The organism is Chitinophaga sp. (assembly GCF_035761305.1).
Classification (GTDB): Bacteria; Bacteroidota; Bacteroidia; order Chitinophagales; family Chitinophagaceae; genus Chitinophaga.
This window is the reverse complement of record NZ_DASTRI010000275.1, coordinates 1-7,186: the sequence shown is the minus strand read 5'-3', so window position 1 is coordinate 7,186 and position 7,186 is coordinate 1. Positions and strand designations below refer to the sequence as shown.

Annotated in this window: 5 protein-coding genes; 1 reads left to right on the top strand and 4 read right to left on the bottom strand. The window is 51.2% G+C overall.

The window, feature by feature from the left end:
- Positions 1-1,027 (top strand): ABC transporter permease (locus VFS25_RS23045; protein ID WP_414647790.1); only part of this gene is annotated, 1,027 nt, incomplete at its 5' end.
- Positions 1,028-1,057: 30 nt separating this feature from the next.
- Here the strand turns inward: VFS25_RS23045 and VFS25_RS23040 are convergent.
- The 4 genes from VFS25_RS23040 to VFS25_RS23025 all read right to left on the bottom strand — a co-directional run.
- Positions 1,058-3,148: a GxGYxYP domain-containing protein gene (locus VFS25_RS23040; RefSeq protein WP_326464537.1), complete on the bottom strand. Its 2,091-nt coding sequence runs from the start codon at positions 3,146-3,148 to the stop codon at positions 1,058-1,060.
- A 190-nt stretch (positions 3,149-3,338) separates the two neighbouring features.
- Positions 3,339-4,358, bottom strand: coding sequence for a LacI family DNA-binding transcriptional regulator (locus VFS25_RS23035; protein ID WP_326464536.1), 1,020 nt, complete (start codon positions 4,356-4,358; stop codon positions 3,339-3,341).
- Positions 4,359-4,385: 27 nt separating this feature from the next.
- Positions 4,386-5,594 carry an L-fucose:H+ symporter permease gene (fucP, locus tag VFS25_RS23030; RefSeq protein ID WP_326464535.1) on the bottom strand — a complete coding sequence of 403 codons (1,209 nt, stop codon included), beginning with the start codon at positions 5,592-5,594 and terminating at the stop codon, positions 4,386-4,388.
- A 23-nt stretch (positions 5,595-5,617) separates the two neighbouring features.
- Positions 5,618-7,186: glycoside hydrolase family 92 protein (locus tag VFS25_RS23025; protein WP_326464534.1), on the bottom strand; the 1,569-nt coding region annotated here is incomplete at its 5' end.

The window sequence follows — 7,186 nt, the reverse complement described above, 5'->3', positions numbered from 1 at the left end:
TCAACTGGTCTTTTTCAAAGGTCTTTTCTCCGCAGGCCCAGGAAACAATAATGTTCCGGGGCTGCTGCCTGCCACGGCAACCAGTCCTTTTTTTGTGATGGTACGCAAAGAGGTGGCCGACCAGGTACGCAGCTGGCGGTTCATTATACTGGCAGGGCTTATCCTGTTCACCTTTCTTGGCTCGCTGTATGTGTCAATGGCTAACATCAGCAAGGCAGTGTCAAACGTACGGGACCCCGACCACCTGTACCTGTACCTGAAGCTGCTCACCACTACAGATGGATCGCTGCCGCCTTTTCATGTATTTATCGGCTTCCTGGGGCCTTTGCTGGGCATTGCCCTTGGCTTTGACGCTATTAATTCCGAACAGTCCAACGGCACGCTGATACGCCTGATGGCGCAACCGGTGTACAGGGACTCGCTGATAAATGCAAAATTCGTTGCGTCTATTATCGTGATCAGCACCCTGTTCTTTTCACTGAGCCTGCTGATGATAGGCGGAGGGCTGATTGTAACCGGCGTAAAAATGGAGCCGGCGGAATTTATCCGGATCATGTGCTTTACGGTGCTTAGCGTGATCTATGTTGCGTTTTGGCTGAACCTGGCCATATTGCTGTCTGTAAAGTTCCGGCAAACCGCTACCTCCGCGCTCACCGCCATTGCCATCTGGTTATTCTTTACCGTGTTTTACCAGATACTGCTCAGGATCATCGTGAGCGCACTCCTTCCTGACCCGGGTAGCCTGAGCCAGGAGCAGGTAGCGTCGTACAACGGGGTAATCATGACCGTGCTGCGCCTGGTGCCCAGCCAATTGTATACCGATGCCACAACTACCCTGCTGATGCCTTCTGTGCGCAGCCTTGGGCCGTTAACCATGGAGCAGATGGCGGGCGCCATACCTTCGCCGCTTTCTGTACGTGAAAGCCTGATGATCGTATGGCCGCAGGTGAGCGGGCTTATAGCCGCAACAGTGGTATGCTTTGCGCTTTCGTATTATTTGTTCATGAGAAGGGAGATCAGGACCTGATATAATGAAAATACGCCAATTGGTTGTTATTTAAAAGCGCGGTACGCCCTCCCGCTGCTCTTTCGCATAACCTGTTAATGTATCATATAACTGCGGCATTTTCACGAAAAGCGGTGCACTGCCCGGATCAACCGGAAGACCATTGGCTTCGCGGATAAGCTGGAAAATATGATCGGGACGTACCACTATATAGTCGGTGCTAAGCGAATTGGCCGCATTCTTGAAACTGGTGGGCGTTACACCCTGCCAGGGCTGCGCCTGTATGATAATGAAGCGCGGCGACGTGCCGTTCCATCCTGCAGCAGCAGCGGAAATAGCGTCCTTTATGGCCTGCTCGTTCGTACAGTAATTGCACGACAGCGCCATGCCGGGAAGACTGTCGTTATAAACAGTAAGCCCGCCGCCGGTATTCTGAGCCGTTACACCCAGCAGGGTAGGCGCATACCGCGCATAGGTTTCTCCCACATTCTGGTTAATGCCGCCGGTAATCGTATTCCATACCGTAATAACCCGGAAACCGGCCTGCTGGTTATAAGCTGCTGTTTTGGCAACAAACTGGTTCAGCAGGCTTTGATCAGGCCAGCTGTTAGGGTACGTATAGCCATAGCCGGAAGGGCCGGAGATGAGGTTATCGTTATCCGTGGAGCTTTGCCAGTAGTAGTTCAACGCGCCCGGCATGGCGTCTACCATGGCAGGCGACAGCGTCCATCCCATAGGCACTGTGCCGCGGCCCGGATCATTCCAGAGCTTCCGCATCAAGTGTTCTACATACTGCAGGTTATCGCCGTCGCTTAATATAAAGGCAACATATATTTTGTTCTGCAGCGTTGGTTTTGGCGGTATGGGTTTGATATTAATGGTACGGGGCATGCCGCTGTGCACTGTAAGGTTGCTGCACCAGTCGCTGGCAATAGTGGTGAAACCGTAGGTTGAAACCCTTTGCACACCGGGCTGCTCCTCCGGCCACCATCCCATATAGTTTGCGCCGGCCGGCATGGAAGACAGGAAGCTGTTCAGCAAGGTGCTTTCCGCGCTTACATTGGGATCCAGCCAAACAACGGCAGCGCCTAACGCGGTGGCATACTCGCGCAGGGCGGCTTTATGCACATCGGGGTTTAACCCTATCAGTAACCGGTGATCGATATTAGGCCAGTAATTATTGTACAATGCCTGGTACACCTGCAGCTTGCTGGTGTACTGGCCGCGCAGGTCTGCCAGTATGGGCAAATTATACGGCGCAGCGGTTAGCCTTGTGAGCAATAGCGGAGAGGCGATCAGCGCATGCAGGTCTTTTGCCATTGCAGTAGCCAGGTTAACGGTATGTATCTGCGCAGGATCATACACAATCAGGCCGTTTATTTCACTGCGGTATTTGGTGATCAGGTCCCATTTATCGGCAGGCTCGGACCAGTTTAAGCCTAAAGACTGCAGCCAGGTGTACTGCCCTTCTGCAAAGGCATCGCCTTCATAGGAGAAGATGCGCGGCTGCGTTCTGTTTATAATGCCTTTCAGCGATGAAAACAGGTACATTTCCGCGGAAGAGCCGTTTTGCTGCACGGCCACCCAATCTACCTTTGTATAAGCAGTACCGCGCCAGAATACGCGCAGCTCTATGGACTGGTTGGCGGCCGGCATGGTAAAGGGCAGCGTAAAGCTCACGTAATTGGATGCCACGGGAAACTGCGTGCGGGTAATGGTTTGCGACGCCAGTATCTGGCCGGTAGTAGCGTTCCTTACATCAATATCCACCACAGGATCGTTATTGGCGGTATTGTTGTCGGTTTTCATACGGAACTCGGCTACATTAGGCCCGGGCGGTATGCTGGTATCATACGGACCAAAGATCATGTGCTCATTGGCGGCATCAATGCCGGTTTGGCAAAGCCAGCCATCGGTTTCCAGCCGGCCGGTGTGATGGCTGAGCGCCGGACCTTCCCCCTCCCAGCGGGTGGAGGTTTCACGGAGAATAATAAGGTCCTGGGTTTGTGCCGGTGCAGGAAACGAAGGCAGCAGCTGGCCAGCCGGCCATGTTACCTGGGCCATTGCGGGCATGCTGAATAGCGGAAGCAGGAACAATAGCGTTGCTGCAATTTTGGAAGATGAGTTAACGTGGGTTGCCATAGGGTTATTTGTTTTGGGTTCAATAGCTATTATAAATATAAGTATTTATGAGCGGATAATATAACGCTTGCCATACTGTGAGCTGGTTAAATGAATTAACCGGCTCATGAAATATAATTGGCAACAACCGGAATGGCCTGGGGTTTAGTTACAACCTGGAAGCGGTTGAAGACGTCCTGTTTGCATTTGCCTACTTCACCCCTGCCGACGACGCCCTTACCCTTAGCCTGGTTTTCAGCACAATTTCCTTTACATCCCCGCCCCCGTTCTCCGCATCCAGCCGGTCCAGCAATAAGCTGATCGCCCGGTGTGCAATTTTTTCGATGGGTTGCTCAATAGCTGTTACCGGCGTGGAAAACAGCTCAAAAATATCATGATCGTCAAACGAAATCATGGCTAAATCCTGCGGCACCTTCATCTTCAGCTGTGTAACCGCTTTCAGCCCGCAGGCGCCTGCCTGTATAGCGCCAAACAGCACGGCATCCAGCCGGGGGTGCGCCGTCAGGAAATCGCGTACTGTTTGCACCATTACTTTCTGCTCGGGGGTATAATCTATTTCCAGCACATAAGGCCTGAGCCCTTCTTCTTTAATAGCATTCCTATATCCCTTCATGCGGCCTTTCATTTGTGTGAGGGACGACGAGAAAGTAATAAACCCGATATTCCGGTACCCCTGTTTCACTAAGTAACGGGTAGCGTTTTCCGCGCTGAACTCATTATCAATAACAACATAATCTGTTTTTACTTTTATCAGGTAGCGGTCAAACATCACCACCGGCATGCCGGCCTTTATCAGCTCATTAAGCTCCTTTTCCACCCCGGTGGGCGGTGAAATAATATAGCCGTCAACGTTCCTTTCACGCAGCACGTTGATCAGCTCTTTTGTTTTTTCGGTATCATTATCTGTACTGCAATAGATGATCCTATAGCCTTTTTTGTAAGCCTCATTCTCAATCAAACGGGCTATTGTTGCAAAGAAGGGGTCAGATATGCTCTCCACCATCAGGCCAATGATATGTGACTTTCCTGTTCTTAAACCACGGGCAATAGGACTGGGCCTGAATCCCACCTGCTGTATATACTTCTCCACGCGCTCCACCAGCTCTTCGCTGATCCTTTTCTCCTGCGCCCTTCCGTTGAGGATAAAAGACACAGCGGTTTTGGATATGCTCAAGTCCTTTGCGATGTCCTTGATTCTTAGTTTCTTCACAAGAAGTGATTTAATATCAAAAATAAATTAAAATTTAGCCAACCTTGGATAGCGGTAGCCGAAGAGCAATATCACCAGGTAGCAGATAATCGGCAGGTAATATGCCTCAGCCACGCTGTGATTTGCAATTAAGCCCATCAGCGGTGGAAATATGCCGCCGCCTACCACGCCCATTACAATAAAGGACGAAGCCTGCTGCGTATGCGCTCCCAGGTCTTTCAGCCCCAGGCTGAAGATCGTGGGAAACATAATGCTGAAAAAGAAATTGATCATAATCAGGGCAATGAATGATACCCAGCCAAACTGCTGCGCTACAATAATGCACATCAGTATATTCATGCCTGCAAAAATTGCCAGCAGCTTATAAGGCGCTATGAAACGCATTAAAGCGGTACCGGCAAAACGGCCGGCCATCACCATCATAATGCTCAGGGAAAAAAAGTACCCCGACCTTTCGTCGCTCAGCCCCATTACATCGTGCCCGTAATTAATGAAATAAGCCCAGGTGCCCCCCTGCGCCGCCACGTTAAAAAACTGGGCCACCACGGCAAATACAAAATGCTTTCGCCGGGCCAGCTGCCTTACATGGCTTATGCCATCACCTGCAGTATACACCGAATGCAGCGGCGGCATTTTAATAAAAAGGAAAACAAGTCCCAGCAATGCAATTACAATGCCTATCACCATGTACAAATTTCTTACAGCTATTACGCTCTCGGAATGTTCCTGCCCTGTTTTCAGGATGCAATAGCTTCCGATTGCCGGGCCTATCACCCCTCCCAGCCCGTTAAACGACTGGGAAAAATTGATCCGCTGGTCGCTGGTGCGCTGATCGCCCAGCGACGCTATCAACGGGTGCGCAACGGTTTCCAGGGTGGCCAGCCCGCAGGCCAGCACAAACAGCGCGCCCCTGAAGAAATTAAAAGAAGCGGCATCTGCCGCCGGAATAAACAGGAACGCTCCCAATGCATATAACCCAAGCCCCAGCAAAATGCCCTTTTTATAGCCAAACCGTTTCATGAAAAGCCCTGCGGGTATGCCCATTACCGCGTATGCGCCGAAAAGTGACAGCTGCACCAACCCTGAACGTGATTTCGAGATATGCAATACCTGCTGGAAATGCCGGTTCAATACATCTCCCAGCGTAAGCGCCACCCCCCAGCAAAAGAACAGGGAGGTTACAAATAAAAACACAGTCATGTACTTTTTCTCGGTAAAACGTGGTTGGGTGCTCATTTTTAAACCATATTATCCCACCCTTAATGGACTGCCGTCAATGAAAAAGGACGATCTTCCGGTGCGCCTCCACGATTCAAAGCAGGCTTTGGGCCCATTACCAGGTGGAGTACCCCACCTTTCATAATGTCAGCATGGGATATCCAGTTATGTGTATAAGGCCGCCCGTTAAGGGTAGCGGATTGAATATACACATTCTCCGGGCTATTATGTTCCGCTTCTACCAAAAACTGTTTCCCGTTTTCGAGCGTGATCGTCATTTCAGGGAACAGCGGGCTGCCGATCACATACTGGTCGGTACCCGGACATACGCTATAAAAGCCTGCAGCGCTCAGCACGTACCACGATGACATCTGCCCCTGGTCCTCATCTCCGGGATAGCCGTTCTCGGTAGCGTTGTACATATTTTGCATGATCTGCCGTACATGCCACTGCGTTTTCCAGGGCTGCCCGGCATAGTTATACAGGTACACCAGGTGATGGATCGGCTCATTCCCCTGCGCATATTGCCCCATTTTAAAAGCGGCCATTTCCGTCATTTCATGGATCACCTGCCCATATCCGCCTACCTTGATGGTGCCGGGCGTGCTGAATACCGAGTCTATTTTAGCTGTAAAATGCGTATCGCCGCCCATGAGGTTAATCAAGCCCTGCACATCCTGGAATACCGACCAGGTCCAGTGCCAGGCATTGCCTTCTGTATAAGGCCCGCCCCAGTCCAGTGGGTCAAAAGGCGTGATCCACCGGCCTTCATTGTCCTTTGCACGCATAAACCTGGTAGTGGAGTCGTACAGGTTTTTGTAATTGTACATTTGCCTGGCAAAAATATGCTCGTAAAAAGGCTGTCCCGTGGCCTTTGCCAGCTGGTAGCCGCAAAAGTCGTCATAGGCAAACTCCAGCGTCCAGGAGGTAGCGCCCAGCGTTTGCTTTGAATAGGGTACATACCCCATCTCATAATATTCCTTCCATCCCGGCCTGCCGTTAGCGCTTCCCCAGGGGCCTTTATTGGTGGCTTCATGAAAATATGCTTTCAGCGCCTGCTGCGGGTCAAAGGTGCGAATACCTTTTACCCATGCATCTGCAAGCAGGGAAATAGCATGATTGCCCAGCATGCCGCCTGTTTCTCCCGGGAATGACCATGCCGGCAGCCACCCGCATTGCTGCTGCGCATCCAGCAGGGCCTGTACATAACGCCCCTCCATGGTGGGGTGCATGATGGTGTTCAGCGGAAACTGCCCACGGAAAGTGTCCCAGAACCCGTTATCGGTGTACATATAGCCTGGGTGCACCTTTCCATCGTAAGGACTGTAATAATACGGCTGCCCGTCTTTATCATATTCAAAGAACTGGTGGGAAAACAGGTTGGCATGATACAAACACGAATAGAAAGTAGCTTTCTGATCCGCTGTTCCGCCTTCCACCTTCATTCGGCCCAGCAATGCATTCCATATCTTATCAGCGGCGCGGTGCGTATCTTCAAATTTTGCAAAGCTGCCCAACTCACGCTGTAGTGTGAGGGAGGCCTGCTCAGGGCTGATATAGGAAGAAGCTACTTTGGCCTCTACCTGCTGCCCCGGTGCAAACTCAATATA